Annotated in this window: 32 protein-coding genes, 4 pseudogenes and 1 riboswitch; of the genes and pseudogenes, 23 read left to right on the forward strand and 13 right to left on the reverse strand. The window is 34.7% G+C overall.

Translation table 11 applies throughout. The annotated features are described in order from the left end of the window. Positions 1–72 precede the first annotated feature (72 nt). Positions 73–186, forward strand: a pseudogene (locus ABH961_RS24030) (LPXTG cell wall anchor domain-containing protein); the annotation flags it as partial. 537 nt (positions 187–723) lie between these two features. On the opposite strand, the gene ABH961_RS24035 reads toward ABH961_RS24030, so the two are convergent. The 3 genes and pseudogenes from ABH961_RS24035 to ABH961_RS24045 all read right to left on the reverse strand — a co-directional run bounded on the left by ABH961_RS24035 (position 724) and on the right by ABH961_RS24045 (position 1,851). Then, on the reverse strand, positions 724–903 hold the full coding sequence (locus tag ABH961_RS24035) for a cold-inducible protein YdjO-related protein (RefSeq protein WP_048541090.1): 180 nt from the start codon (positions 901–903) through the stop codon (positions 724–726). Between the two features lie 229 nt (positions 904–1,132). Further along, positions 1,133–1,348: pseudogene (locus ABH961_RS24040) on the reverse strand (Rpn family recombination-promoting nuclease/putative transposase); the annotation flags it as partial. Positions 1,349–1,392: 44 nt separating this feature from the next. Further along, complete coding sequence (locus ABH961_RS24045) at positions 1,393–1,851, reverse strand: helix-turn-helix transcriptional regulator (protein WP_048541088.1); 459 nt, start codon at positions 1,849–1,851, stop codon at positions 1,393–1,395. Positions 1,852–2,067: 216 nt separating this feature from the next. Between ABH961_RS24045 and ABH961_RS24050 the strand changes: the two are divergent. The 3 genes and pseudogenes from ABH961_RS24050 (at position 2,068) to ABH961_RS24060 (ending at position 2,935) form a co-directional block, all read left to right on the forward strand. Then, positions 2,068–2,419, forward strand: a pseudogene (locus ABH961_RS24050) (YxeA family protein). Positions 2,420–2,493: 74 nt separating this feature from the next. After that, positions 2,494–2,673 carry a hypothetical protein gene (locus ABH961_RS24055; RefSeq protein WP_002096244.1) on the forward strand — a complete coding sequence of 60 codons (180 nt, stop codon included), beginning with the start codon at positions 2,494–2,496 and terminating at the stop codon, positions 2,671–2,673. 43 nt (positions 2,674–2,716) lie between these two features. Next, the gene (locus ABH961_RS24060; RefSeq protein ID WP_048541171.1) at positions 2,717–2,935 is read left to right on the forward strand and encodes a hypothetical protein; all 219 of its coding nucleotides are present in this window, start codon (positions 2,717–2,719) and stop codon (positions 2,933–2,935) included. Positions 2,936–2,974: 39 nt separating this feature from the next. On the opposite strand, the gene ABH961_RS24065 is transcribed toward ABH961_RS24060, so the two are convergent. Next, a complete protein-coding gene (locus tag ABH961_RS24065; RefSeq protein WP_098137021.1) occupies positions 2,975–3,946 on the reverse strand; it encodes an Rpn family recombination-promoting nuclease/putative transposase in 972 nt (323 codons plus the stop codon). Between the two features lie 151 nt (positions 3,947–4,097). Between ABH961_RS24065 and ABH961_RS24070 the strand changes: the two are divergent. Further along, a pseudogene (locus ABH961_RS24070) lies at positions 4,098–4,217 on the forward strand (DUF7003 family protein); the annotation flags it as partial. Positions 4,218–4,286: 69 nt separating this feature from the next. Here ABH961_RS24070 and ABH961_RS24075 read toward each other — a convergent pair. Then, positions 4,287–5,189, reverse strand: a complete 903-nt coding sequence (locus ABH961_RS24075; protein WP_048541084.1) for a diacylglycerol/lipid kinase family protein — start codon at positions 5,187–5,189, stop codon at positions 4,287–4,289. Positions 5,190–5,275: 86 nt separating this feature from the next. Continuing rightward, the gene (gene hpt, locus ABH961_RS24080; RefSeq protein WP_001047287.1) at positions 5,276–5,803 is read right to left on the reverse strand and encodes a hypoxanthine phosphoribosyltransferase; all 528 of its coding nucleotides are present in this window, start codon (positions 5,801–5,803) and stop codon (positions 5,276–5,278) included. 161 nt (positions 5,804–5,964) lie between these two features. Here hpt and ABH961_RS24085 point away from each other — a divergent pair, with 161 nt between their 5' ends. From ABH961_RS24085 to ABH961_RS24110, 6 genes are all read left to right on the forward strand, one after another. Beyond that, positions 5,965–6,180: a hypothetical protein gene (locus ABH961_RS24085; protein ID WP_048541082.1), complete on the forward strand. Its 216-nt coding sequence runs from the start codon at positions 5,965–5,967 to the stop codon at positions 6,178–6,180. Positions 6,181–6,363: 183 nt separating this feature from the next. Further along, the gene (locus ABH961_RS24090) at positions 6,364–6,693 is read left to right on the forward strand and encodes a hypothetical protein (RefSeq protein ID WP_048541080.1); all 330 of its coding nucleotides are present in this window, start codon (positions 6,364–6,366) and stop codon (positions 6,691–6,693) included. Between the two features lie 176 nt (positions 6,694–6,869). Further along, entirely contained in the window at positions 6,870–7,358 is a 489-nt protein-coding gene (locus ABH961_RS24095) for an LPXTG cell wall anchor domain-containing protein (protein ID WP_048541079.1), read from the forward strand. An 89-nt stretch (positions 7,359–7,447) separates the two neighbouring features. Beyond that, entirely contained in the window at positions 7,448–8,068 is a 621-nt protein-coding gene (locus ABH961_RS24100; RefSeq protein WP_048541077.1) for a class D sortase, read from the forward strand. Positions 8,069–8,107: 39 nt separating this feature from the next. After that, positions 8,108–8,797 (forward strand): response regulator transcription factor, encoded by a 690-nt coding sequence (locus ABH961_RS24105; protein ID WP_048541075.1) that lies wholly within the window; start codon positions 8,108–8,110, stop codon positions 8,795–8,797. Further along, positions 8,794–10,644 (forward strand): sensor histidine kinase, encoded by a 1,851-nt coding sequence (locus ABH961_RS24110; protein WP_048541073.1) that lies wholly within the window; start codon positions 8,794–8,796, stop codon positions 10,642–10,644. The genes ABH961_RS24105 and ABH961_RS24110 overlap by 4 nt, the downstream gene beginning before the upstream one ends. Positions 10,645–10,849: 205 nt before the next feature. On the opposite strand, the gene ABH961_RS24115 is transcribed toward ABH961_RS24110, so the two are convergent. After that, positions 10,850–11,524, reverse strand: coding sequence for an energy-coupled thiamine transporter ThiT (locus tag ABH961_RS24115; protein ID WP_048541017.1), 675 nt, complete (start codon positions 11,522–11,524; stop codon positions 10,850–10,852). An 85-nt stretch (positions 11,525–11,609) separates the two neighbouring features. Beyond that, positions 11,610–11,711, reverse strand: a riboswitch (TPP riboswitch). A gap of 194 nt (positions 11,712–11,905) precedes the next feature. Between ABH961_RS24115 and ABH961_RS24120 the strand changes: the two genes are divergently transcribed. From ABH961_RS24120 to ABH961_RS24130, 3 genes are read left to right on the forward strand one after another with little or no spacing between them, the layout of a single operon-like run. Then, positions 11,906–12,133, forward strand: coding sequence for a FeoA family protein (locus tag ABH961_RS24120; RefSeq protein WP_000060518.1), 228 nt, complete (start codon positions 11,906–11,908; stop codon positions 12,131–12,133). Further along, the gene (feoB, locus tag ABH961_RS24125; RefSeq protein WP_098642334.1) at positions 12,130–14,118 is read left to right on the forward strand and encodes a ferrous iron transport protein B; all 1,989 of its coding nucleotides are present in this window, start codon (positions 12,130–12,132) and stop codon (positions 14,116–14,118) included. The genes ABH961_RS24120 and feoB overlap by 4 nt, the downstream gene beginning before the upstream one ends. 16 nt (positions 14,119–14,134) lie before the next feature. Continuing rightward, positions 14,135–14,302, forward strand: coding sequence for a FeoB-associated Cys-rich membrane protein (locus ABH961_RS24130; protein ID WP_000989599.1), 168 nt, complete (start codon positions 14,135–14,137; stop codon positions 14,300–14,302). A gap of 35 nt (positions 14,303–14,337) precedes the next feature. Here the strand turns inward: ABH961_RS24130 and ABH961_RS24135 are convergent, their stop codons facing one another. Beyond that, complete coding sequence (locus ABH961_RS24135) at positions 14,338–14,916, reverse strand: lipoprotein BA_5634 family protein (protein ID WP_098076029.1); 579 nt, start codon at positions 14,914–14,916, stop codon at positions 14,338–14,340. A gap of 402 nt (positions 14,917–15,318) precedes the next feature. Here ABH961_RS24135 and ABH961_RS24140 point away from each other — a divergent pair, with 402 nt between their 5' ends. The 5 genes from ABH961_RS24140 (at position 15,319) to ABH961_RS24160 (ending at position 18,141) form a co-directional block, all read left to right on the forward strand. After that, the gene (locus ABH961_RS24140) at positions 15,319–15,984 is read left to right on the forward strand and encodes a PspA/IM30 family protein (protein ID WP_000110287.1); all 666 of its coding nucleotides are present in this window, start codon (positions 15,319–15,321) and stop codon (positions 15,982–15,984) included. A 79-nt stretch (positions 15,985–16,063) separates the two neighbouring features. Next, positions 16,064–16,468, forward strand: a complete 405-nt coding sequence (locus tag ABH961_RS24145) for a DUF350 domain-containing protein (RefSeq protein ID WP_000220323.1) — start codon at positions 16,064–16,066, stop codon at positions 16,466–16,468. A gap of 21 nt (positions 16,469–16,489) precedes the next feature. After that, the gene (locus ABH961_RS24150) at positions 16,490–16,996 is read left to right on the forward strand and encodes a DUF4178 domain-containing protein (RefSeq protein ID WP_000051749.1); all 507 of its coding nucleotides are present in this window, start codon (positions 16,490–16,492) and stop codon (positions 16,994–16,996) included. Between the two features lie 12 nt (positions 16,997–17,008). Beyond that, positions 17,009–17,824 (forward strand): DUF4247 domain-containing protein, encoded by an 816-nt coding sequence (locus tag ABH961_RS24155; protein WP_098076027.1) that lies wholly within the window; start codon positions 17,009–17,011, stop codon positions 17,822–17,824. A 98-nt stretch (positions 17,825–17,922) separates the two neighbouring features. Next, entirely contained in the window at positions 17,923–18,141 is a 219-nt protein-coding gene (locus ABH961_RS24160) for a hypothetical protein (RefSeq protein ID WP_087984897.1), read from the forward strand. A gap of 95 nt (positions 18,142–18,236) precedes the next feature. Here the strand turns inward: ABH961_RS24160 and ABH961_RS24165 are convergent, their stop codons facing one another. Together ABH961_RS24165 and ABH961_RS24170 are read right to left on the reverse strand one after the other, a co-directional pair. Continuing rightward, positions 18,237–19,109 (reverse strand): YitT family protein, encoded by an 873-nt coding sequence (locus ABH961_RS24165; protein WP_000411242.1) that lies wholly within the window; start codon positions 19,107–19,109, stop codon positions 18,237–18,239. A 187-nt stretch (positions 19,110–19,296) separates the two neighbouring features. Further along, a complete protein-coding gene (locus tag ABH961_RS24170; protein ID WP_404520162.1) occupies positions 19,297–20,334 on the reverse strand; it encodes a YdcF family protein in 1,038 nt (345 codons plus the stop codon). Positions 20,335–21,044: 710 nt separating this feature from the next. Here ABH961_RS24170 and ABH961_RS24175 point away from each other — a divergent pair. Together ABH961_RS24175 and ABH961_RS24180 are read left to right on the forward strand one after the other, a co-directional pair. Continuing rightward, the gene (locus tag ABH961_RS24175) at positions 21,045–21,794 is read left to right on the forward strand and encodes an S-layer homology domain-containing protein (RefSeq protein WP_098642336.1); all 750 of its coding nucleotides are present in this window, start codon (positions 21,045–21,047) and stop codon (positions 21,792–21,794) included. Between the two features lie 104 nt (positions 21,795–21,898). Then, positions 21,899–22,132, forward strand: coding sequence for a spore germination protein (locus tag ABH961_RS24180; protein WP_098076023.1), 234 nt, complete (start codon positions 21,899–21,901; stop codon positions 22,130–22,132). A gap of 167 nt (positions 22,133–22,299) precedes the next feature. Here the strand turns inward: ABH961_RS24180 and cydB are convergent, their stop codons facing one another. Both cydB and cydA read right to left on the reverse strand, forming a co-directional pair. Continuing rightward, the gene (gene cydB, locus ABH961_RS24185) at positions 22,300–23,328 is read right to left on the reverse strand and encodes a cytochrome d ubiquinol oxidase subunit II (RefSeq protein WP_000017650.1); all 1,029 of its coding nucleotides are present in this window, start codon (positions 23,326–23,328) and stop codon (positions 22,300–22,302) included. Next, positions 23,318–24,667 carry a cytochrome ubiquinol oxidase subunit I gene (gene cydA, locus ABH961_RS24190; protein ID WP_048541033.1) on the reverse strand — a complete coding sequence of 450 codons (1,350 nt, stop codon included), beginning with the start codon at positions 24,665–24,667 and terminating at the stop codon, positions 23,318–23,320. Before cydA ends, cydB begins: the two co-directional genes overlap by 11 nt. 224 nt (positions 24,668–24,891) lie before the next feature. Here cydA and ABH961_RS24195 point away from each other — a divergent pair, with 224 nt between their 5' ends. After that, the gene (locus ABH961_RS24195; protein ID WP_048541035.1) at positions 24,892–25,455 is read left to right on the forward strand and encodes a beta-class carbonic anhydrase; all 564 of its coding nucleotides are present in this window, start codon (positions 24,892–24,894) and stop codon (positions 25,453–25,455) included. On the opposite strand, the gene yidD is transcribed toward ABH961_RS24195, so the two are convergent. Beyond that, a complete protein-coding gene (yidD, locus tag ABH961_RS24200) occupies positions 25,452–25,688 on the reverse strand; it encodes a membrane protein insertion efficiency factor YidD (protein WP_000809334.1) in 237 nt (78 codons plus the stop codon). The genes ABH961_RS24195 and yidD overlap by 4 nt on opposite strands. 128 nt (positions 25,689–25,816) lie before the next feature. Between yidD and luxS the strand changes: the two genes are divergently transcribed. Next, entirely contained in the window at positions 25,817–26,290 is a 474-nt protein-coding gene (gene luxS, locus ABH961_RS24205) for an S-ribosylhomocysteine lyase LuxS (RefSeq protein WP_001141371.1), read from the forward strand. Positions 26,291–26,359 lie beyond the last annotated feature (69 nt).

Below are 26,359 nucleotides of genomic sequence, written 5' to 3' on the forward strand. Positions count from 1 at the left end.
CTTACTCAAAAATAGAATATAGAATTCAAGGGTCTCAAACTATTATAGTTTGGGGCTTTTTAATAGTCTTAAGGAGAAAAACTACCAAATACAGTATCAAATAGCGTAATAATGATGATGCTAAGTGCATGTCTTGTAGCGTTAGGATCTGTATTTGGATTTACTCGTCGTAAGATTCAAGCATAAAATTTTGTATGAGCCTATAAAAAATTGTCCTTCCGAAAGAGGTGTAGTATGTAATCCTAGATATAAATCTAGTAAAAGGTTATATTAGAGTGTTTTGAAACCATATAGAAATGATTGTAGCGAATTGATCTAATGAATATAGGCGTATAAAATATGATGTAAGATTTTCCGATATTTTACTTTTGTAAGAGAGGATACGTTATGTTATTGATTCTTAGCATCATTTTGATAGGAATTATGACCGGGATGAAAGTAGTAATTTCTTTGATAGTAGAGGTACAGAGAAAAAAGGTTTTTATGTATATTGTCTTAAGGGGAATGAGAGAACTCGAAATGGGAATTCTGCTCCTTTTTATTCAAAATGTAATTTATTTTTTAGTAAAGAATGATAGTTGGAATGAGTTTGAGATATTGAAAAAGCTTTGCGAGGATACGCAAAACTTTTTGTATAGTTTATTTGCTTTCGATGCACATTGTAAATAAGGAGAAAGAGAATCCTCTATGTTTCAGTTTATAGAAGGTGAAGAAGGGAATTTATTATATCTTTTGTAATAAGCGTTCGCTGCTTTCCATATCGCTTTTACATAACGGACATTTCGGTTCTGCTTCTAATGCAAAGTTTTTACGCATCCATCCACGGCAGTTTTCTTCTAGGCATTCCCATACAGCAATTGCTTCTGGTTCTACTACAGGTTTATCATTTTTTCTCCAATACATGTGATCGCTCCCTTAAATTGAAAAGTTTTTCAGAAAAACAAAAAAGGTTGTTAACGATTTTGTTAACAACCTTTTTTATATTAGTTCATTATACTTTATTTTTTGAAAAAATGCGAAGGTTAGTAATTGTTAAAGTATAGCAAAATAAGGATTATATAAGCTGAGGATTATAAATCATCGTTGAAAGCTTTGGTAATCATTCAATTTGATACAGTGTATACCGGCAACCTTCTCGGTGTTTTTCTACATCTTCTTCATGCCATTGTTTTGTTAACTTTGGAATTTCTATGTCATCACTTAGGCGTTTTTGCTGTTGTGTCTTCCATAGTATGCTTGTTGCATGGAAGACTTTTTGTTTTGAAAACATTATGAAGTTTAATAAATTTATCCGGCATAAATGGGTAAGTAGGGATCCCACCTCAAAATTTGGTTGGAGCGAAGAAGTTAGGTGGGAGTCGGGCTGCCCGGAAAAGCCCGATTAGTTGAACTTTATTGAGATGTTTTTGCCATTTCCATAAATCGCTTTTCAATTTCATCCAATTCGAATGAATGGCATATTCTGCGGTCTTCTTTATCTAAAATTCTATAATGTTGAGATAAAATATTTTGTTGTATTTGGTAACCATTTAATTCTTTTATTTGTCGCCACCACATTTTTCCTCCTAACGTCTTCGGGAAGGTCGTATTGTAATGTGTAAAAGCGATTGTTTTTATAATTTCATTCACATCATCCCCAAATGTCATCTGGACTGTATCGCTCTGTTCGAAGAGTGTTACGACGCAAACTGCACCTGACCATGTTAGCGTGCGTCTTCCTTTTTCAATTTCTACTAATGTTTTCTTCGATAAACCAATAACTTCTGACATTTTTTCTTGTGACAAATCGTTCTCAACACGAATGAGTTTTAATTTTGAATTAACGAGTTCAATAAATTCTTGTTTATCCATAATGCAGCTCCTTTTTTCTTGTGGTGTAAAATTACACCATGGATGTGATTTTGTCAATGGTAGTGTGAAAAGTTACTTTTTGCTGTTTGGATCTTTCTAATTAATATTTCACTTTTAGTTTAAGGAGATGTTAAGAAACCGTATGAGTTTTTATTAAGAAATACGCTCTATACTTAGAAACATCTTAAAGAAAACATAATGAAAGGCGGAATATAGATGAAAAGGTTTATTTTTGGAGCATTACTTGTTATCGTCGCAGGAGCGGCATATTTATTAAACGGGAGTGCTGCGATTGATAGAATGAATCCATCCATTCCTTGATTTAGAATATCGTTACGCAATTATTGATACAGATGAAAAAGAGTTAGGTGGAAATAAAGGGTTTGAATATACAGTTACAGCTTATGATGAGAATGGAGATAAGAAAGAAGTAACAATTGATGGAGTAGATAAATTACAAAAAGGCTCATACTGGCATGTCATTACGAGAGGTAAGTTTTTACATGATAAAGTAGAAATAGAGGTAGATAAAATTGCTGATGGCGCGAAGGCGAAGTTAGGATTATAAAGATAAAACCGATTCTCAATAAGGAAATTGGTTTTGTTATTTTATGGTAAAATATAAAGAGGGGAGTGAGGGTTATGCTACTCATCGTTAGCCTTATATTAATTGGGATTATGTGTAGTATGAGAGTCGTATCTTTACAGATGATAGAACGACAAAGGATAGAAGAGCGATATGTATATTGTCCAAAATGTGATGCGAAAATTCGGAGAGGAAATTCTGCTCCTTTTTGTTCGAAATGTAATTTAATATTTTAACTATAGGAAATCCGAAATCATTTTGTATGGTTTCGGATTTTTTATGTTGAAAATAGAAGAAATAAAGAGCGGAAAAAAATTTGAAAAAGGAATTGAGTATACGAATATTATTGAAGGATATCCCATTATTATGAAGTATTTCGTAGAGATAGATCGAGAAGTTTTGAGGGTGTTATTACCTGATGAAAGAGGGATTCTTTCTACTATGCTAGAGTGTAATGAATGTTATAAGACTAAATTGGATGATATCGAGAAAAGTTAATAAAAAAGAGCTTGAAACAACTCAAGCCCTTTTTTATTACTATTTATGTCCTAAGATGTGTTCAACCTCATGCACACTTAATTTACTTGCTTTAGCAATCGTTTCAAGTGGTATACCAAGATCATACATATTTTTAATCATTTGAATTTTCCCCTGTTGGACTCCTTCTTTTCGACCTTTTTCAATGCCCTGTTCAATGCCTTTTTCAATGCCTTTTTCAATGCCTTGTTTCATCCCTTGTTCCATTCCTCTTTTTATTCCTTCTGTCTCTGCATGGGCGAATTTTGCTGCTTCATCCATTAAAACTTTCTCCCTTGCATCATAGGCTTGTCGGAAAGAAGAATCTTGACTCATACGTTCCCATTTATTTATCGCTTTTTGTAAAATAGGGTCTTGGTTCATAGCAATATCCTCCAATAGTTTAGTTAAGTGCTCATCCTCATTGGCTGAAAGCAATAAGAGCCAACGAACAAATGGATCTTTCCACGGATTTACTTTTTCTTCATGCCATTGTTCAGTTAACTTTGGAATTTCTATAATGTGGATTTCTATGTCGTCACTCAGGAGTTTTTGTTGTTGTGTATTCCATAATATGCTCGTTGTATGGAAGGCTGGGTGTTCCGAAAACATTACGAAGTTTAGTAAGTTTATGGTGATGGTTTTGTGAAGTGCACTGTAGGGCATCCCTTTTTGTAGTTGAGATGTGTATAGTCTTCCCCAATAATATAAACTGCGTTTAACCATATCGTGATTATTATTGAGTTGTATTTCTACATTGACTTTTGTTCCTGTGTCTAATGTCGCTGAAATGTCTAAAATAGATAACTTATCTTCTTCATATTCCCTGTGTAAATGTGGATCTTCTAGTTGTAGAGAAGCAATGGGCGACTCTAAAGACTCTTGTAACATAGCGTTTAAAAATGCAATTAGAATATCTTCACTACCATTCGTACCAAACAATTGTTTAAATGCAAAATCAATGCGTAAATTAACTAACTGTTGGTTGAACAAAGTTTGTCCTCTCCCTTATATGAAGGTGCTTCTTTCCTTCATTGTATCTAAAAAGAACTAGGGCATGCAAACAGGAAAGTTTGCTATTTTTTTAGCAATATTATTAGAATGTCGCAAACAAATATGTCTATGTTATACTCTACTGAAAATTGAATTCTTCCAATCAGTAGCGGCTGCTATAGAGAAGAAAGATCCAAGTGTTATTGTGAATAAGGATTCTAATACGCACTGGAAAAATTGGGTGGAGTTTGATTACGAAAACTCATATTAAAAATGAAAGAGTAGACTAAAACCTTTCTAAGGAAAAAGACGAGCTAACATATCAGCTCGTCTTTTTGTATTACACAACCGCAGGATTATAAATCATCGTAAAGTGTCCTGGTAATAATTCAATGTGACAAGGTGTATGAAGCGAACTTTCTCCATCTGTATCTACTTCTTTTTCTTCTTCTGTTTCGATATGAATGGATTTCGCTTTTACGTGGAAGATGTCATTTTCATTTGAGTCTTCAAATAGTTTCTTTCCGATGTAATCTTTAAATGCTTGAATACCTGTTGATTTGACTACGAAAATATCAAGTGTTCCGTCATCACATTTTACGTTTGGAATAAAGGACGGGATACCGCCAAGATATTCACCGTTTCCAACTATAACAAGGACGGCTTCGTCTTCATATACTTGTCCATCGTACGTAATTTTTACGGGGAATGTTTCAGCATTTTTGACAGTTCGAATGGTGCTTAAATAGTAACCAATTTTCCCAAGCTTTGCTTTCTCTTCCGCATCGATATTGTTTGATACTTCAGAGACAAGTCCAATGCCCCAGAAGTTTAAGAAGTGTAGGTCATTTGCTTTTGCGACGTCAACTGGTTTTACATGTCCTTGTGTAATAAGTTTTGCTGCTTCTGCAATGTTTTGCGGAACGCCTAGAGTACGAGAGAAGTCATTGCAAGTTCCGCCTGGAATGATTGCAAGTGTAGGTCTAGTTTCAAGAGGTGCTAAGCCATTTGTGCATTCAAATACAGTGCCGTCACCACCAAAGACGATAATTAAATCTACTTTACTAGCAAACTCTTGGCAATATTTTGTTGCATCACCTTGTTTTTTCGTATGAAGGATATGTAGATCAGGAAAAGCTGCGGCAAGAGGTGGTACAATTTTCGTTAAATTTGTATGTAAGTCACCTTGACCAGCTTTCGGATTTACGATGAGGAGTACTTTTTCAAATTTTGTCTTTGTCATTTTTATTCTCTCCCTTTGTCTTTTACGAATCGTGATAGAAAATAAACTTCCACCAGTAATTGATGGTGGAAGTTTATTCTATTATATTATTCCGTTACAACTGAAGCGATAAATGGTAAGTTACGATATTTTTCTGCGCAGTCGATACCGTAGCCAACGATAAATTCGTCTGGAATTTGGAAGCCAACATATTCAGCTTTTAAGTCCACTTTACGACGCTCAGGTTTATCAAGTAACGTACAGAATTTCAATGCTTTCGGTTTATGCATAAAGAAGTGATCTTTTAAGAAGTGAAGTGTTAAACCAGAATCGATAATATCTTCTACGACAATTACGTTTTTTCCAGTAATGTTTACATCAATATCTTTTAATAGTTTTACTTTTCCAGTTGTTTCTGTTTGATTTCCGTAGCTAGATGCAGAAATAAAGTCGATTGTTACATCGTTTTTAATGTGACGAATTAAATCGGCAGCGAATACGAAAGATCCTTTTAATACAGCGATTACTACGATTTCTTCTCCTTCAAAGTCACGTTCGATTTGAAGTGCTAGTTCTTTTACTTTTTCTTGTAATTGTTCTTCAGAAATTAAAGTATCTTTTATTTCAAGATTCATTGGAGTCCTCCTACAGTGTAAAACTTGTGAACATTTCGACTGTAAAGGAAAGAAGGGGAAAAGTCAAAGAAGATATAAGTTTTTTACAGAAATCCCCACAAAATAGTCAGATGATATGATATACTGATCATATAAAGAAAACGCTTCCAAAAAGGGTGATTATGATGAGAAAGAAAGAGTATACAAGTGCAACATTTATAAAAGCATTACTTTTAACAATTGTTCTTGGTAGTTTGGCTTACATAATTGATGTACCAGCGATTCGAATTTCACTAATTGGAATGACTTTAGTATTAGGCGCAATTTCCCACGGTATGATGTCACAGCTACAAGAAGCTGGAGTGGATCATATGAAAGATCATATAGATAAGAAATGAGAAACCTTCACGTATAGAGAGTGAAGGTTTTTTGTTTCTTACAAAAATGTAAGGTAGTTGTAAGGCAAATCGATAGTTGCATAGTAGTGTTTTGGATAAACTATAAGTGTAAGGTAAAAGGCAAGCATATTTTAGGTAAATTAAGTTTTAGGCACTCTATATGTGAAAAAGGAGTAGGAGGGCATGGAGAAACGTTGGACGACCTTTTCTTTTTTAGCAACTAGCAACACCGTAATGCTAGCTGGCGAAATGGATTTTTTGCACTTGTTTGATCGAGAAGACGATCATTCTTCTAAATTTACAATGAAATGGAATAAATGGAGCGAAAGTTGTAGGTTGGAAGAAGAGGCCCCTAACGAAGAGCAAAAGATTATTTTGACAAACCCTATTAAAGCGTGGGTTGTTCAACGTCGTAAGTGTAACGTCAAAAATCACTTAAAGAAAACTGAGCCGAGACAATTAGTTATCGCTCCGGCCCGTTCTACTTCTAAATCACGCGAAAGTAACATGTAAATATTGAGACACACACCCGAAAAAACATCGCATATATTGCGATGTTTTTTATTTTTCTACAATGAAATCTTTAAATGAAATATATTTCATCTGCATCTTATATTTATATCTCTTGTTTATTCTAGTGATACATCCGATGCGAGTTGATGTGAATAAAATATAAGGAGAGAATGAAGATGAAAAAGAGACTATTACCAATTTGTGCAATGGCACTTTTAACAGTAGGATATTCTTCAGTAGCGAGTGCGGATACTGGAACAGTAACAAAGGAAGAACAGGCGCAACTGCAGCAAGATAAAGCGAAAAAAGAAGCAGTGATTAAAGAACAGCAAAAAAGTGAAGAAGAGAAAAAGCGAATAGCGCAAGAGCAGTTGAAAAACGATAAGGCGAAAAAAGAAGCATTGATTAAGGAACAACAAAAAAGTGAAGAAGAGAAAAAGAGAATAGCACAAGAACAGTTGAAAAATGATATGGCAAAAAAAGAAGCAGCACAAGTACAACAAAAAAATGGTGCGGTAAAAAAAGAAGTAGCGAAGCCAGCTGTACAAGGTGAAAAATTACCAAACACAGCATCTAATAATGTAGCAATGATGGCACTAAGCGCATGTCTTGTAGGGATAGGGACATTATTTGGCTTGAAACGTCGCAATAAAGTTAAGGCGTAAATAAAATATTGTCCTATAAAGAATGGAATAATTTCATATATTAAAAATGGTAGGTTATTCCTACCATTTTTGGCATGGAGGGATGAAACATGAAGTTACTCAATTATATCGGTATCATATTGATGGCTATAGGACTATTTATGGGATCATATTATGCTATGGAATGGTATAAAGGAAAAAGCTCTGCTCAGCAACTAACGAAGGAAGAAATAAAGAGTCTTAACAATATACAACATGATCAACTTTTACATGAAACCCCCGTAACTTCTCAAGTGCCTTCTTCTCAAACAGAGCATAAAGAAGGAGAAAAGGTAGCACTGTTACATATACCGAAAATAAAGAAGAAGTTTTCTGTATATTGGGGAGCGGATGATGCAACGCTGAAAAAAGGGGTTGGAATGTTCGTTAGTGATGTAACGACAACGCCATCTGGAGGGGGCCATACTGTACTAAGTGGGCACCGGGATACTGTCTTTACAGATTTAGGAGAGTTAAAAGAAAAAGACACTCTTGTTTTAGAGTATGATAATAAAACGTACACATATGAAATTCAAAAGACGTGGATTACCCATGCGGATGATCGCACTGTTATTATAAAAAAAGAAGAATCGATATTAACACTAACGACTTGCTATCCATTTGATTATATAGGGGATGCACCAGATAGATATATTATCGAGGCGAAGTTAACAGCTAGTTATTCAAAATGAAGTGATAGTTTCTGAAAGCGGAAGGGGGATACATAAGTTATGTCAAAAAACATTTTAATTGTGGAAGATGAAGATATTTTGCGTGAAATATTAAAAGATTATTTTCTGAGCGAGCAATATGTGGTGTTTGAAGCAAGAGACGGGAAAGAGGCTTTAGTTGTATTTGAGGAAGAAGAGGTTGATTTAGTTATTTTAGATATTATGTTGCCAGAACTTGATGGATGGTCTGTTTGCCGAAGGATCCGTAAAACATCCGAGGTTCCTATCATTATGCTGACGGCACGTGTAGATGAAGATGATACGTTACTTGGATTTGAACTTGGGGCGGATGACTATGTGACGAAGCCGTATAGCCCACCAATTTTATTAGCAAGAGCGAAAAGGCTGTTAGAAAGTAGAAAAGTAACGAAGCAACTTCTAGAGAATGAAGATGATATATTATCCATCCATGGTATTCACGTCCACTTCCCATCGCGCACTGTTACGGTAGATAGGACAGACATTAATTTAACACATACTGAATTTGAAATATTAGCGTATTTCATGAAAAATCAAGGGATTGTTTTAACGCGAGAGCAACTCATTTCAAGAATTTGGGGATATGAATTTGCTGGTGACGATCGAACGGTTAATAGTCATATTCGTAATTTAAGAAATAAATTAGGAGAGAAAGCAAAGTGCATTACAACTGTAGTACGAACAGGTTATAAATTTGAGGGGAATGTATGAGAAAGGGGATTGTACTAAAATTATTTGCCCTCACAACAGCATTATGTATGTTAATTTTAGCGACGATATTTATTGGACAAACGATATTTTTTAAACAATATTATGCGAATCGAAAAGTAGAAGATATTAAAGTGAATTTAAATTCCTTTGAGAAGAATTATTTGAATTATGCAGGAAGTGCAGAAGGAATTCAGAAGCTGGAGCAAGATTTTTTAAGAGAAAATAATACGTGGATTACAACGTTAGATCAGAATGGGAATTTAAAACATGCGGATGATTTTTATTTTGAAGTAACGATAGATCGTAGGCAACAAAAGAGCTTTGGACAACAAATATTCAAAATTCCTTTATATAATCTCATCAATATAGAGGAGATTGATAACAAATCATCAGAGCATTTTTTAGGACAAGAGATTTATTTTTCTGGAGTGAAAAAAGAAGATAGTTTTATTCCATTCTCTTTCTCATTAGGTAAGCAAAATTTAAGTGGATCTAATAAACCGTTAGAAAAAGCATTTAAGGAGAAAATGAAATTAGATGAGGAGAAAAGGAGAGCTGCTGGGGAGCAACTTGCTAAGGAAAAGAAACCAGCTGTCCAGGAAGAATCTGCTCAAGAATTAGATGCTTACATAAGTGGGCGTGTTACGAAAGTTCAGCTTCCTGATGTAACAGGTCCTATAAATCCAATTTATAAAAATAGTATCTTCTTAGATAACATAAAAGAATTTCAAACTAATTTATTATTAAAAGAGAGCAAGCACATACAATATGCAATACAAACAATGGACTATGAAAAAAATGATATTAAATATAAATTATTAATCAAGCCAACAAAAGAAAAAGATGGATCAGTAACTTATATATATGCGATGGCTTCTTTACAGCCTGTAGATGAAGCTGTACAAATGGTGCAAGATTACTACATTTACATCATTGCATTTGTAGTTGTTCTTATTTTTCTAGCGTCATTCTATTATTCAAAACAAATTGCAAAGCCGTTATTAAAAATAAATGATACGACGAAGAAAATAGCGCATTTAGATTTCACAGAACAAATACCAATTACTTCAAAAGATGAAATTGGTGATTTATCGAAAAATATTAATGTATTATCCAATAAACTCCATTCCCATATTGGACAGCTAGAACAAGATATTGAAAAGGAAAGAAAATTAGAAAAGACGCGGAAAGAATTCATTTCTGGTGTTTCGCATGAACTAAAAACACCGCTGAGTATTATGAAAAGCTGTATTTCTATTTTAAAAGATGGAGTAGCTGAGCATAAAAAGGAGTATTATTTTCAAGCGATGGAACGGGAAGTAGATAAAATGGATACATTAATTTTGGATATGCTGGAGTTAGCTAAATTTGAGTCAGGCACATATAAAATGAAAATGGATTCATTTTATATCGATACAGTAATGGAAGATATATGTGAACACCTTTCTGTAGAAATAGAGAAAAAAGAACTTCGTGTTCATAAAAATATAGGTCCATTTGAAGTAGTCGCAAATCAAGGACGGATTGAACAAGTGATCGTGAACTTCATTACGAATGCCATACGTTATACACCAAATAAAGAAGATATTATCATTTCTACAATAGATGAGAAGGATCGTATAAAAGTGTGTATTGAAAATAAAGGCACTCACATTGAAGAAGAGCAATTAGATAAAATTTGGGATCGTTTTTATCGCGTGGATGCAGCTCGCCAGCGTTCACAAGGTGGAACTGGGCTTGGTCTAGCTATTTCTAAAAATATTTTAGAATTACACGAAGCTGAATATGGGGCAGAAAATACAAAAGATGGTGTATTATTTTACTTCTATTTACCGAAAAAAGCGTAGACAATGTAATCTACGCTTTTTTAATTTATTTTCATATTATCTTTACCTAATCTTTATTTTTAAGCGATATAATCTGGTTAGAAAATGAGGTTATGTAAGGAGTCGATGAACCGTGCATAGCAATTGGCTAAGTATAATGGTATTTATTTTCTTTTGTGTATTTATTGTATTTTTAATTGATATTACGATATGAAAAAAAGAGCGCTCATGAAGCGCTCTTTTTCTTCGAATTCAGTTGATAAGCATTGATGCTTTTGAATAAACGTGGTGAAGTGATAAATAAAAAGATAAGTAAAACGGTACATAGAATATAGGAACCAATCATTGTGCTACCGTTAAATATTAAAGAATATAGAACTGCTGATTGGCCTTTCGGTGCATATTGTCCCCAGAAAATAATACCGGCAATAAAGTGACAGAAGTAGCGAGCAAAGCTACCAACAAATGTGGCAACAATAATGTAACCAATAACTTTCTTTCCTTCGTTTTGTTTTTGTGAAGGTTTGTCTTTACGGCTACTTAAATTGGATTGTTCTAAGCTATTTACATTGGATGTTAAAAGTGCTTTTTGAATTGGTCGATAGAATAAACCAGCAAATCCAATGAATGCGAAAGCAACGAAGTATTCAATTAGTACTTGAATTGGTGTGACGATAATGGCATCGCCTACGACAATTTGTAATAATCCCCAAATTAAGCCTCCTAAGAAAGCCATTTTGAAGCCCCAGCGATATGCGATAATAAAAATAGGAATCATAGCGAATGAGATGGAACCACCTGTTGCTGATATTTTGATTGAAAGTGGTAAAATGTCGATGACCAGGGCGAAGGCTGCAAGAATTGCAGATTCGATCATCGCTTGTAAATTGGTGTTACGCATGTTGTCTCCCCCTAAATCCAAGTTGTACAAAAAAGAATAGATATCATAGGAGGATACGAAATACGTAAATAAAAAGAGGTATGTATTTCGGACGTTTGCACAATCCCTGCGTTAGCATTAACTAACAGGTTCGAAGGGTCGGAACGAAGTGTTCCCTCTCAGCGGCATGGCTCCCCCAGTGATAACGAGATTCTTTATTTGCTATTGTTTATTGTAAGCGAAATGGATGAGAATGGCAAACGAATACAGTATGACAATGATTGAAATAGAATTGTAGCGAAATATTAATAAATATGAAGCAAAAGGGTATAGTACAAGAGAAATAGAGTGTGCTATAATTTTTTTGAAAATAATTATCATTCTCTTCTGAGGGGGAAGGTTATGAGCTTAGTAGATATTAAAATCGGTGAGAAAGTGTTAGTAAAAAGCGTTCAGTCTTTAGATCATTTACTAAAGAGAAGATTGGCTGCTTTCGGTCTTTCTGAAGGAAGCGAACTTCGCATGAAGCAGAAAGCGATGTTCAAAGGTCCTTGTACATTGGAGTGTCGTGGACAGTTAATTAGTATTCGTCATTGTGACGCGAAAATGATAAAGGTGGAATTAGCGTGAATAAGGTAGCTTTGCTAGGGAATCCGAATACAGGGAAGACATCATTATTTAATGCACTTACTGGTTCTTATGAATACGTAGGAAACTGGAGCGGTGTAACAGTAGAAAAGAAGGTTGGTAAATTAAAAGATAAGCAAGGGACATTAATTGATTTACCAGGTGTTTATGATTTGAATCCAGTTTCGCGTGATGAAGGTGTCGTTACAAATTTTCTACTAACAGACGAATTTCATCATATGTTAAATATAGTGGATTCTTCGCAATTCGAGAGAAATATGCATTTAACGTTGCAATTACTTGAGTTTGGAAAGCCGGTTTCAATCGGATTAAATATGGTCGATGTGGCAAAGCAACGAGGCATTGTAATTAATGTAAAACGATTATCAGAGTTATTAGGTGTAACAGTCGTTCCTGTCGTTGCAAGAAGCGGAAAAGGTTGTGAAGAACTACTTACGACTCTTAAAGAAAATGAAAAAAACGAGAAAAAGCCATTCATAATTTCATATGGTGTACAGATGGATGAAGGAATTGGACAGGTAATTTCTCTTTTAGAGAAAGCGAATTACAAGCATCCAAGATGGTTAGCTCTTCAATTTTTAAGTAATAACGAAGTAGTAGAAAAAGAAATGAAAGCATTACCAATTTATAAGGAACTTGCAGCCATTCGATCTCGCTTAGAAGGAAAACTTGATTGTACGTTGGAGGAGCACATTTACAAAACTCGTGAAGCGTATATTGAAAAGTTAAAAACAAATGTTATGCGGCATGAGAAAGAAGGAAAAATTCCTTTTTCGGAAAAAATTGATAGATTAATTACACATAAAATTTTAGGACTTCCAATCTTTTTAGCAGTTATGTTTTTTATTTTTCAGGTTACGTTTACGTGGATTGGTACACCTTTATCCGATATGTTAGATGAGTTTTTTGGTGGCCAGCTTACGGATTGGGTGACGGCTGGACTTACAAGTATTGGAGCTTCTCATTTTATTCAAGCACTCGTTACAGAAGGTATTATTGCCGGTGTTGGTGCTGTATTAGTATTCGTTCCACAAATCTTTGCACTATTCTTTTTCATTTCATTATTAGAAGATTCAGGGTATATGGCGCGAATTGCAGTTGTTATGGATAGAATTATGGAGTTCTTCGGTTTAAACGGAAAAGCGTTCATTCCGATGATTATCGGTTTTGGATGTAATGTTCCAGGTATTATGGCAGCGAGAACGATTGAACAAGAAAAAGAACGTTTACTTACAGTTCTTGTAACACCGTTTATGTCTTGTTCGGCACGTTTACCTGTATATGCATTATTTGCGGGAGTATTCTTCCCTCAAAGTCAGGCAACTGTTGTGTTTTCTTTATATGTTGCAGGTATTGTTCTTGCGTTATTAGTTACAAAAATTATGTCTCTTACCATTTTAAAAGCGGAAAAATCTATTTTCGTTATTGAACTACCTCCTTACCGTGTACCACAAGCGAAAACGTTATGGTTAAGTACGTGGGAGAAAGGGAAAGGATTTGTTCGTAAAGCAGGTACATTTATCTTCGGTGGTTCTGTTGTCATTTGGTTATTAAACTACGCAGGTCCATCAGGATTTGGTGTTGACATGGGAGACAGTTACTTAGCGATGATTGGTGGATTTATCGCACCACTATTTGCACCACTTGGATTTGGAACGTGGCAAGCTGCGGCATCCCTTTTAACAGGATTTTTAGCAAAAGAAGTTGTCGTTTCTACAATGGCAATTATTTATGCGGTGAAAGAAGATGTGCTAGGAAATGTAATGGGAGCGCATTATACGGCGCTATCAGCATATGCATTTATGTTCTTTATTTTATTATATGTTCCGTGTTTAGCGACAGTAGCCGTTATTAAACGTGAAACAGGATCAGCGAAGTGGACGATTTTCTCTGTCGTATATCCACTCGTTGTTGCTTATGTATTAACGCTTATTATATACCAAGTTGGATCCTTACTCGGATTCTAGAAGGAGATGTATTAGGGTGATGGTCAATATTATAATTGGAGCTATCATTTTTGGTTATGCAGCATATACGTTAGTGAATTTTGTAAAGAGAAGTAAAAAGGGAAAATGCGCAGCATGTTCTTTAAATAAGTCATGTCAGTCGCAAACTTGTAGTCCGGATATGGAGCAAGTTGCTCATAAATAGAAAAAAGCTTTGCGAATTCGCAAAGCTTTTTTGTTTTACTTTTTAATTTTTACAAGTTGAGAAGCTTCTACGCCGTTGTAGCCAGGGAATTCTTTACTTGGGTCTTTATCGAATTTTAATACCCCAACAGATTTTTCATCACCTTTTATATTGCTGTAAGTTGCGTCATCAACAATTGCATACATATCTGTATATGCACGGCCACTTCCGATAATTGTATTGCCTTCGTATTTTAATTTTGCACCATCAAGTGTAGCATTTTCTACTTTTTCTTTAGCAAATAATACACCTTGCTCTGCTGTTATAGCTGGCAATTTATCAAGTGGTTTCGTGTCGTCTTTTTCATCAACTTTGCTAAGTAACTCTTTCTTCACCAGTTCTTCACCAGTTTTCTTATCCATAACAAGAACTTTTTTACCTTCTAATGTAGTCATTTTCATTTTATAGAAGTCTTTTTCTTTCACTTCTTTTTTGTTTTTATCTGTAATTTGTTGAACTTGTTCTTCTGATCCGTACAGTACAAAACCGTTTGCTTTCTCTCCTAATAAAGAACAACCTGATAATGCTCCAAGTGAAATTGCTGCCGCTAATCCGATTCCTACTAATTTTTTCATGATGATTTCTCCTTTTATATGTTTTATAGTCAATACATTTTTGTATTAGTTCCGAAATGATGAGAAGCTTGTTTGTTGCTTCTAGTATTAGTGTATAAGAAATATTGCAACGTAACTATCGAGTTAGCTTACAGTAACATTACACTTATGTAATTTAGTGAAAGTGCACAAAAGTAAGTTAATTTTAAAGAGAAATAATGAGGATATATTAGAAATACAATATTGTATCAAGAATGTCATATTATATTGGCTGTATTTTGGAAATAACATGTAAGGACATATTAGTTTTGTTATAATAAACACGTAGGCTGTAAAAATGAATATTCTTTACTGTTAAGGGAGATTTTTCAGTTTTCCAAGTAGTGAATTTGAAATATGAGGTAAGTCATAGGAGGAATTAGAATGTCTGTATTTAAACGATTACGAGATTTAACAATGTCGAATGTATATTCATTAATTGAAAAAGCGGAAGATCCAGTTAAGATGACGGATCAATATTTACGCGATATGCAAGCGGATGTACAAGAAGCTGAGAAAAGTGTAGCAGCTCAAATTGCACTTGAGAAGAAATTCAAAATATTATTTGAAGAGCAAGAAGCACTTGTGAAAAAACGTGAAGAGCAAGCTCATATGGCTGTTCAAGCAAGCAATCTTGACCTTGCGCGTCGTGCTCTTGAAGAAAAACAAAATGCAGAGCAAAAGATGAATGAATATAAAGCAAGCTATGAGCAAAATAAAGCTGCTGCTGATAATCTTCGCCTGAAGCTAGAAGAAATGCGTAAGCAATTAACAGAGCTGAAAAATAAACGTGAAACACTTGTAGCACGTGTAAATGCGGCGAAAGCACAAAAGAATATTAATCAGGCGATGTCTGGATTTGATTCAAACTCAGCAAAAGCTGGCTTAAGCCGTATGGAAGAGAAAGCTCTTCAATTAGAGGCTGAAGCAGAAGCAAGTGGCGAAGTTTATAAAAAAGAAAAGTCATTAGATGATGAATTCGCAAGCTTAAATAAAAATTCTGCTGTTGACGATGAATTAGCTCGTATTATGAAGCAGTATGAGAAATAATATAGAATAGACAAAGAAACCGACATGTCTGAAGAGAATTCATGTCGGTTTTCTATTACTTTTTAGAGGAGGTTTTGCAATGACATGGACAAATGTGTTAGCCATGCTTGTATGGACTGGAGCAAGTGCAGTACTTTTATTTGCAATTATGTGGGTTGATTCAATTTTTACTAAATACAATGATTTAAAAGAGATAAAGAATGGGAATACAGCTGTAACAACTCGTTTCGTTATGAAATTATTCGCGCAAGGGTACATTTTATCTCAATCCATAACGAAAGCAAACGACTTATGGCAAGCACTACTTGCATCAGCAGTTTCTTTCGTTATTTTATTAGTGGTAGAAATGTTTATCGAATTTGTGTTAAAGAAAATGTCCGGTTTAGATTTAGAAGAAGGTACGAAAGAAGGCAGTGTTGCGCATGCGATGTTGGCCGGATCATTACATATAGTTGGTGCACTTATTTTAGGTGCTTGTTTATAAAGAGAGAAGGAGGGGTAAATCATGAGTTTATTTAAACGAATTAAAAATATAATGAAGAGCCCAGAACCGCCGAAACCGGAGAAGAGTTTGTTAACGTTAGCTCCTGGCGATATGATTGAAGTTTCATTAGTCATGTACGAATTAACTGGAAAAACGAGTATGCATTCTCGTAAAGAAATTGTTTTAACACTGCAAGACGGGAAAGATATTCGTTATTTAAAAATTGAAGACCGTGAAAATACGTATTACAAATTATATACACCAATTGATGGTCGTTTAGATTCGATTGATGAAATTCCGACAACAATTGAAATGGATGATACGGAGTACCATATGGAAGAGCAATATAACGGACGTGTTGTTGTGATGGGAAAAACACCATTCTCTGCTTCAGAAGAACAGCACGTATGGGAATTCCAATCAGATAATCGAAAATTATTACGTATTGAATGGCAAAATGGTCGCACAATGATGTATGAGGGAGAAGCAATTATTCCTGCTGATGTACAAATTATAAGAGCAACGTAAGGGGGCGTAATCATGTCAAACCGATTGTTTACCATGATTAAATCGTTCGTAATCCCTATACTTGCTATCGTTCTATTACTTGTTGTTGCTGGATATGCCTTATCAGGTTGTCAAGGCGGACAGACAAAGTCGATTCAAGACCGTTATCCACTAGAATCTGTCGCAAAAGAAGGTAAACAAGAATCTTACGTGTATAGGGCCGCCAATCGGTCAGTTCCTGAAGTCGCAAAGGAACTCATTAATGAAAGAGAACCGAAGCAAGCATCTAAAGAAGACGAAAATCAAATGTTCCTCGTTTATTCTGATAAGATTTATAACCTGCAAAAGGATAAAGAGAAACCTTCTGATACGTTAATTGAAATAAGTAATAAAGAATTTGTCCGTCAAAATTATCAACCATCCTTCCTGCAAGGATATATTATGGGAAGTATTTTAAACGATATATTCGGTTCACGAAAATCATCATACGGTGATTATCGCGGATATAATGACAGACAAAATCATAAACCGGTTATTCCAGAGAGACCGCCTACGAAAGAAGAAAAGAAAACCCCGCCTCCAATTACGAAGGAAGGGAAAGGATCTATCATTAAGCGAGGCGATAATGTAGATTCGAAACCTTCCGTAGGAGATACAGGAAGTATTACGAAAAAAGGAAGTAGTCCGCCTCCGCCTTCTACTGGAAGCAAAGGAAAAATTACAAAAACACCAGGTGGCTCGAGCGGATCAGATGTGAAGCCGAAATCATCTATTAAAACGCCGCCAAGGAATACATCTCCTCCGAAAACGAGGGTCGGTGGTTCAGGAAAAATTACGAAGAGAAGATAGTTATAGAGACCGGAAAGTAGCATGTGCTTTTCGGTCTTTTTATTATGGGAATTAATTCCTTTTAGCTGGTGCAATTAAGTTATAAGGGGGAGATTAGTATGACTATATATAAAAGGTTTAGTTTGATTATGTTCCTCGTCTTATTCCTCAGTTTGCTTATTAGCACAACGATGAAATTTCACTTTGTGGTAGGTATTCTATGGATACTATGTACATGTACTCTTTTTCTATATGTTCCGCTGCGCTTTCAACATGAAGTGCCTGCCTTTCAAAAATATGTAGCATGGATTAAGAGAGGAAGAAGATGGGGAGAGTAAAATTATATCAGCGATTATTAGAATATATCGACCGCAACTTAATAATAAGAAGAGGGTGTGCCAAATTGTTGGCACACCCTCTTTATTCATAATGATTAATGAATATCACGTTTCTTAAAGTTACCGCCTTTTACTTCTGCTACGTCATAAACTGTAATAAAGGCATTTGGATCGATTTCATTAATCAAGTCTTTCATTTTACTTTCTTCTAAACGGTTAATTACACAAGAAATTTCTTTGAATTTCTCTCTTGAATAACCACCATAGACTTCATTGTATGTTGCGCTTCGGCCTAAACGATCGCGAATTGTTTCTACCATTAATTCAGGTTCTTTCGTAATGATTTTAAATGTTTTCGAACCACTTAAACCAACTTCAACGATATGAATCACTTTAGAAGCGATAAAGTAAGCAATTGCCGAAAGGATAGCTCCTTGAAGACCGAATACTGTTGATACGAAAATAAATACGAACATGTTTAAGAATAAAATAAGGTCACTTGTTCCAAAAGGTAACTTACGAGAAAGTAATACAGCTAGCATATCGATTCCATCTAATGCGCCGCCGTTACGTAATGCTAGTCCCATACCGAAACCGATAATAATACCACCAACAACTGTAACGAGTAGTGTATCGCCTTCAATAATAGTAGGTATTCCGTGCATAACAACGGTACCTATTGCTAATGAAGCAATCCCGATAATAGAATAAATTGCAAAGCTTTTACCTATTTGTTTATATCCTAACCAAACGAAAGGAATGTTAATAACTGCGATTAGAGCTCCTAATGGCAATCCAAATAATCTTGAACTAACGATACTTAAACCAGTCACACCACCGTCTGATACGTTATTTGGAATTAATACCGCTTCTAATCCGTATGCTGTGATAAATGCCCCAATAATAATCATCAAAGCTTTTGAAGCGATTTTTAGCTTATTGGGCTTGTTTTTGATAATTTTCTCCATGTAATTTCCTCGTTTCAAACTAGTTTCTTATTTGTTACGTAATTCACACCTAAATTTCATTTTAACATTTAATTTGAAAAATTTCTCCTTTAATGGATGTATGCAGGGAATATTATCACCATATTATCTTTAAAATATTTTTGAAATGAGTATAAGAAATCCCATCCTTTCAAAGGATGGGAGGTTATTAAGAAATGATAAAACTAAGCACGGATAGGAATAAAGAAAATCCTAAAATAGCTCCGCAAACTTTCATATGACGTTTACGTCCCATCACAACGATTGCGACATACTCACGAATCATTGCATTAGGCCAGTAATAAAATGCAGTTTTTGATCCGATTCCTTGGCTATTAAGCCCCGCTTGTCTTGCATATATACCAGCGCGGAAAAGATGGAAATTATTCGTTGTAAAAATACTTCTATACTTACCTTCAGGTTTTAAAGACTCCATAATTTCTTTAGAGAACGACATATTTTGATATGTGTTTACAGAGCGATTTTCTTGCACTGTATGTTCAAGCGGAATACCTTTTTCAACAGCGTACTTTTGCATCGCTTCCGCTTCTGGAAGACCTTCATCTGGACCTTGTCCACCAGAGAAAATGATTGTTGGTGGTGTATTCACAGCGGCTTGTTTCCAGTAAAAGTCGATTGCTTTATTAATACGACTTGCAAGTAAAGGTGGTACTTTATCATTAATTAAGCCACTACCAAGAACGATGATGAAATCTTGATTACGTCTTGGTCTGTTGAATTGGTATAGAAAATAAGCACTTAAAAAGTTAGATAAGTGTATAAAGAAATATACGGTTATAAGGGAAATACCTGCAAAAATAGGCTCTAAATGTGATGAGACCAAACTTGCTGGATTTATGATAGGAAGTAACATAAAGAATAATATCCCTAAAGCAGCAAGGAGTGTTAAACAGTTAGTGAAACGTCGTCCTTCTCGCTTCAGTAAAATTCTAGCATTAAGAAATAACCCAAACATTAAGGCAATAATACCGAAAGGAAGCATAATGAGAAGTGCTAAAATAGGTAAAATTATAATATAGCGTAAGACATCACTACTTGAATTCACAGATATAATTACACAAAAAAGAAGGAAAAAACAGATAAAGGTATTAAATAAAAAGCCGTTTATTATTTTTCGTGGATCTTTTAAATAGGAGATAAGAAAAATAATAAACAATATAAGAGGAATAATTCCGAAATACAGCATAAATATAGTACACCTCGACTTGTATAAGAATTTGACATACCTTTTATATTACATGATTTTATAAGTGAAAATGAAAGAAAAAGGATTTTGAATTTTCTCAATAAAATGTATGGATACATATGTTAAAATGTATGTAAGGCGATATATTAAAAGTAAAATGGTTGAAAAGGCACTCTATGGAGTGTCTTTTCTTTTTTTCATGTAATTATGCATATTATATTTATTTTCAAGTGAAGAGGATTAAAATATAAGTGATAGGCAGACTATATAAAGCAGAATTTCTTACAAACATTTCCCTCTACTTTTTGTATCTAACAATCGTATAACAATAAATAATTCTGTTTTATAGCGTCTGTTTATGAAAGGTGCCCTCTTTGAAGGCACCTTTTTATTGTTTCATGTAGATACTTTTCACTGTTGATATAGTGGAAAGTATCTATACTAAACATTAGCAATCTTCCGTATAAACATTATCAATTTACTATATATTCCAGTGGTGTTAACCTACATATGAAAGGCTTTCTTTTTCAAAATATTACCCCTAATAAATTTTTGAAGAAGTCAACTGTCTCCAAAATTGCCATTCATGCTTAGCAAAAAAGAATCCAATTGGATTCTTTTTTGTGTTCGACATAATGTGACAAAAATATATTCAATTAATTTATTATACTGTTATACGGTTATTGTAGTAAAGAGAAGGAGACTTAAGTATGGGATTTAAAAAATTAATTTTAACAGGTGCAATTGTTGCAACTACAGCATTTACTTCAATTGGAACAGCGCAAGCAAGCGCAGATTTTAAAGATGTTCCTAACAATCATTGGTCTTATAAAGCAATTTTAGATTTAACAAGTAAAAATATTGTTAGTGGGTACGGAAATGGAATTTTTGGGTTTGGTGATGATGTGACTCGTGAGCAAGTTGCTAGACTTATGTATCTTCAGCTAAAGCCGGAATCGAAAGAGAATTACAATAATCCGTATAATGATATTAATGATCATTCAACAAATTTTAAAAAGGAAATTTTAGCATTAATAGAAATGGGGATTTTTGCAGGGGATGAAAAAGGAAACTTTAGACCAAAAGCTTCTTTGACTCGTGAAGAAATGGCTCAAGTATTAACAAATGCATATAAATTAGTGGCAAAATCAGAGCATGCATTTGTAGATGTAGATAGAAAATCATGGTCGAATAAAGCGATTAGCGCTGTGCAATCTAATAAAATTTCCGCGGGAACAGGCGATAATATGTTTTCACCTAAGATGAATGTGACCCGTGAACAATATGTACAGTTCTTATATAATGCGACATTACCATATGAGGAAAGACCAGGAGTAAATCAAGAGCCAAAGCGCTGTGCTAATTGTAAAGAAGCAAACGATGCTGGATTTTATGATATTACAAGAGATAGTCCGTACTATGGTAAGCATTTAGATCGTGATGGCGATGGAATTGCTTGAGAGAGAGAGAAGAGCGGTAAATAAAAAAGCACTCACCCTGAGTGCTTTTTCTTATGGAAACATGCTATTTTTTTAGGCGATTCTCATAAACTAAAAGTAAGGAAATGAAAGTAGGTGACAAAATGCCGTCAGTTGTGGAAGGGGTTATTATTGAAAACTGCAATGGAACGATTAATTTAGGAGATAAATATAACGTGCAGCCGATTGAAAAAACGAAAGCTTATAATGGATCAGGATCATCGAATACAGGAAAAAAAGTACAAACATTTAGTGGTATTAGTACAGCAGATGTAATGGATAGCGATGTGTATGATCAAGTCATTCAATCCACGTTATAATTTTTATATGCAAAATTGCATAAAGTAACATGTTTGTTGTGTGTTACACTTTAGCTGTGAGCTGTTAATGATTCTTCTTTATTATAGTTGTTAGATTAGAAATATAACATCTTATCGAAAATCATACGTACAAAAAAGGCACTTCAAACGAAGTGTCTTTTTTTATTTTAGTGATACCCTTTAGCAGAGTCTTTATGAATTTTATTTTTAAAGATACTGTAGCTCCAAAGTTGATATCCAATAACAATTGGTACCATAACCATTGCAACGAAGAACATAATTTTTAAGTTTAATTGACTACCAGCTGCGTTGTATAACGTTGTACTATAAGCATCGTTAATACGTGACGGTAACATTCTTGGGAACATGCCTGCAAAGCCAGTTGTCATAAACATTGCGATTGTTAAGCAAACGAATGTGAATGCAAGACCGATTTTATGTTTGTACACCATAATAAGTGCGAGTACACTCATTAACATGGCAAGTACTGGCAGAATGAATAGTACAGGATATTCTGTGAAGTTTTGGAATAAATTTGTACGATTTGCAGTTGCTACATAGAAGATAGCTAAAATGATAGCAGCAGCCATTGAAAATGGTCTTGCAATTTTATAAGCACGATCAGATACTTCACCAGTCGTTTTAATCATAACCCAAAGGGCGCCAGATACGACGAATATAGCAGTGAAGAACAGACCACCTAAAATACCATAATGATTTAGTAAGCTTAGTAAATTTCCTTCATAGCCATTTTTTCCGATTTGTAGTCCGTAATAAAGGTTAGCGAACGTAACACCGAATAAGAAGGCGATTAGGAAACTACCAATTGTAAATGCCCATTTACAAGTTTTTTGCCAAATTGGTGAATCGTCTTTATGCATAAATTCAAGTCCGGCAGCACGAGCAAACAGTGCGAGTAATACTAAAAATAGTGGTGTATATAGGTAACTAAACATATTTGCATATGTGACTGGGAAGGCAGCAAATGTTGCGCCACCAGCTGTAATTAACCATACTTCATTACCACCCCAGAATGGGCCGATTGCTTCTTGTAATTGATTTCGTTCTTGTCGGTCTTTCGCAACGAAAGGAAAAATCATTCCGTTACCAAGTGCATACCCATCAAGAATGAAGTAAACTGTCCAAATCACGCCCCATAAACCAAACCAGATGATTGCAAGCATATCATGAGACATGAGCTGCACCTCCCTCAGTAGCAGGTTCTTCTAATGCTGCTGGTCCTTTTTTCGCGAACTTTAGCATTAAGTATACATCTGCGATTAAAAGTAATGTGTAGAACAAGATTAAACTAATTAATGAGAACCAAATTTGTGGAACAGATATAGGTGATACAGATTCTGCTGTACGCATTAGTTTATAAACTGTCCATGGTTGGCGACCTACTTCGGCAACAATCCAACCAGCGTTAATTGCGATATATGGTAGTAAGACAGACCATATTGTAATTTTTAAATAACGTTTTGAGTTTTCTAGTTTTCCTTTTCGGTTTAAATAGAAGCCATACCAAGTTAATGCCATAAAGAACATACCAAGTGCAACCATTAAGCGGAAGCTATAGTACACGAGGTTAACATTTGGACGTTCATCTTTCGGGATATCTTTTAAACCAACAATTTCGCCATTAAATGAGTTTGTATAAAAGAAACTCCCTAGTTTCGGAATAGTAAGGAATTCAAAGTTCTTTTCGTTTTTTACATCAGGAATTTGAACAATCGAGAAGCCTTGTCCTTTTCCAGTTTCCCAAACAGCTTCCATCGCAGCACCTTTTGCTGGTTGATATTTAGCTGCTGATACACCAGACTGATGCCCCATAAACGGTGTAACAGTTGCAGCGAATAAACCTAACATTAAGCCAAACTTAAATGATTTTTTGAAGAACTCCACTTCATTTTTACGTAATAAATGATAAGCACTAATTGCCATAACGAAGAAAGCACCAACAATATAACAACCAATTACAGTATGGAAGAACATGTTCCACGCATATGGATTTGTCACAAGTGCCCAGAAATCATTTAGTTCAGCGCGGCCGTTACGTACGACGTAGCCAACAGGGTTTTGCATAAAACCGTTTGCTGTAATAATCCAAAGGGCGGAAATATTTGTTCCAAGTGCAACCATCCACATACAGAAGGCACGGAACTTTGGTGAAATTTTGTCTTTACCGAATAACCATATTCCCATGAAAGTAGATTCTAAGAAGAAGGCAACGAGTGCTTCGATTGCGAGAGGTGATCCGAAAATATCTCCCATATATTTGGAGTACTCAGACCAGTTTGTTCCAAATTGGAATTCCATCGTAATCCCAGTTATAATCCCCATTACGAAGTTAATTGTAAATAATTTACCCCAGAAATTTGCCATTTTACGGTATGTTGGATTCAATGTGCGGGCGTATTGAGTTTCCATACATGCTACTAAAATAACAAGTCCGATTGTCAAAGGTACAAATAAAAAGTGATAAAAAATAGTAATTGCAAATTGAAAACGACTCAGTAACAGAACGTCGGACATAATGAATATTCACTCCTTTTTTACATTATCTACAATCAGTTTATAGTGAAAATACGTTTTAAATAGGAGGGACTTGTTACAAAGGTGTGTGTATATTTTGAAAGAATTATGTCGGTTATCTGAAAATATCTTATTTTCACTATAAAGTAATATCCTTTTTGAGGTTTTTAAATTTTGGTACACTATATAAGTAATGTAAATGAGAGAAAAGAGGGTTCTTTACTATGAAGTCATTAGAAGAGATTTTACAATACAATGAAAAATTCGTTGAAGAAAAAAAATACGAAGAGTACGAAACAGGTAAATTTCCAAACAAAAAGATGGTAATTATCTCTTGTATGGATACTCGTCTTGTTGAATTATTACCGAAAGCGATGAATATGCGTAACGGTGATGTGAAAATTATTAAAGTAGCAGGCGCTGTTATTTCACATCCGTTTGGGAGTATTATGCGTAGCATTTTAGTTGCTGTATATGAACTTGGTGCTGATGAAGTTTGTGTAGTTGGTCACCACGATTGTGGTATGGCAAAAATTGAAGCAAGCAGTACAATTGAGAAGATGAAAGAGCGCGGTATAACAGAAGAGAAATTAGATACACTTCGTTATTCTGGAATCGATTTAGAAAGATTCCTACAAGGATTCTCTAGTGTAGAAGAAAGTGTAGAACATAGCGTATCAATACTTCGCAACCATCCATTACTTCCTGAAGAAGTACCTGTTCACGGTCTTGTTATAGATCCTGACACAGGAAAATTAGATCTAGTTGTGAATGGTTACGACAATTAAGAATTTACTTTGTCATCCTTTTTATCTGGGACAGGATCAAATCCTCCCGGGTGGAAAGGGTGACATTTTAATATACGCTTACATGTAAGCCAAAATCCTTTCAGAGCACCATGTTTTTGAAATGCTTCTAATCCATAATGAGAGCAAGTTGGGTAAAAGCGGCACGTTGGTGGTGTCATTGGAGAAATGAATTTTTGATAAAACCGTATAATGCCAATAAAAATCTGTTTCATAATGGTCTCCTTTTCAGCATAGTCTTAAAGTATTATAGCACGACTGTACATAATACTTTACTAATGTTGATTTCCGTTATATCATATTGGATATAACGGAATTAAATTAAAAGCGGGAGAGATGTTGTATGCCATCAGTAGAAAGCTTTGAATTAGATCATACGATTGTAAAGGCGCCTTATGTAAGACATTGCGGAGTTCACAACGTAGGTAGTGACGGTATTGTAAATAAATTCGATATTCGTTTTTGCCAACCGAATAAACAAGCAATGAAACCAGATGTTATTCATACGTTAGAACATTTATTAGCATTCAATTTACGTAAATATATTGATCGTTATCCGCATTTTGATATTATCGATATTTCACCAATGGGCTGCCAAACAGGATATTATCTTGTAGTAAGCGGAACACCAACAGTTCGAGAAATTATTGATTTATTAGAACTGACATTAAAAGATGCGGTTCAAATTACAGAAATTCCAGCTGCAAATGAAACGCAATGTGGCCAAGCGAAGCTTCACGACTTAGAAGGAGCACAACGCTTAATGAACTTCTGGTTAAGCCAAGATAAAGATGAACTTGAGAAAGTATTTGGATAGAAAGAAAAACTGCCTGTGAAAGGGCAGTTTTTTTATTTGTAGAAATGTATGGTATGAAGAGTATTGACT

Source organism: Bacillus sp. RC251 (assembly GCF_044908765.1).
Taxonomy (GTDB): Bacteria; Bacillota; Bacilli; order Bacillales; family Bacillaceae_G; genus Bacillus_A; species Bacillus_A wiedmannii.